The organism is Kitasatospora sp. NPDC059599 (genome assembly GCF_042735125.1).
Lineage (GTDB): Bacteria > Actinomycetota > Actinomycetes > Streptomycetales > Streptomycetaceae > Kitasatospora.
This window is the reverse complement of sequence record NZ_JBHWCL010000321.1, coordinates 1-1030: the sequence shown is the minus strand read 5'-3', so window position 1 is coordinate 1030 and position 1030 is coordinate 1. Positions and strand designations below refer to the sequence as shown.

At 55.7% G+C, this 1030-nt stretch carries 1 rRNA gene; it reads right to left on the bottom strand.

Features of this window, described 5'->3' with window-relative positions:
• Positions 1 to 2: 2 nt before the first annotated feature.
• Positions 3 to 1030: ribosomal RNA gene (locus ACFV04_RS43805) — 23S ribosomal RNA — on the bottom strand; the annotation flags it as partial.

Sequence of the window (1030 nt, the reverse complement as noted above, 5' to 3'; positions counted from 1 at the left end):
CTGAGGACAAGCCCTCGGCCTATTAGTACCGGTCAACTCCACCCCTTACAGGGCTTCCATATCCGGCCTATCAACCCAGTCGTCTACTGGGAGCCTTACCCTCTCAAGGAGGTGGGAGTGCTCATCTCGAAGCAGGCTTCCCGCTTAGATGCTTTCAGCGGTTATCCCTCCCGAACGTAGCCAACCAGCCATGCCCTTGGCAGGACAACTGGCACACCAGAGGTTCGTCCGTCCCGGTCCTCTCGTACTAGGGACAGCCCTTCTCAACACTCCTACGCGCACAGCGGATAGGGACCGAACTGTCTCACGACGTTCTAAACCCAGCTCGCGTACCGCTTTAATGGGCGAACAGCCCAACCCTTGGGACCTACTCCAGCCCCAGGATGCGACGAGCCGACATCGAGGTGCCAAACCATCCCGTCGATATGGACTCTTGGGGAAGATCAGCCTGTTATCCCCGGGGTACCTTTTATCCGTTGAGCGACGGCGCTTCCACAAGCCACCGCCGGATCACTAGTCCCTACTTTCGTACCTGCTCGACCCGTCAGTCTCACAGTCAAGCTCCCTTGTGCACTTACACTCAACACCTGATTGCCAACCAGGCTGAGGGAACCTTTGGGCGCCTCCGTTACCCTTTAGGAGGCAACCGCCCCAGTTAAACTACCCACCAGACACTGTCCCTGATCCGGATCACGGACCCAGGTTAGACATCCAGCACGACCAGAGTGGTATTTCAACGTCGACTCCACAACAACTGGCGTTGCTGCTTCAAAGTCTCCCACCTATCCTACACAAGCCGAACCGAACACCAATATCAAGCTATAGTAAAGGTCCCGGGGTCTTTCCGTCCTGCTGCGCGAAACGAGCATCTTTACTCGTAATGCAATTTCACCGGGCCTATGGTTGAGACAGTCGAGAAGTCGTTACGCCATTCGTGCAGGTCGGAACTTACCCGACAAGGAATTTCGCTACCTTAGGATGGTTATAGTTACCACCGCCGTTTACTGGCGCTTAAGTTCTCAGCTTCGCC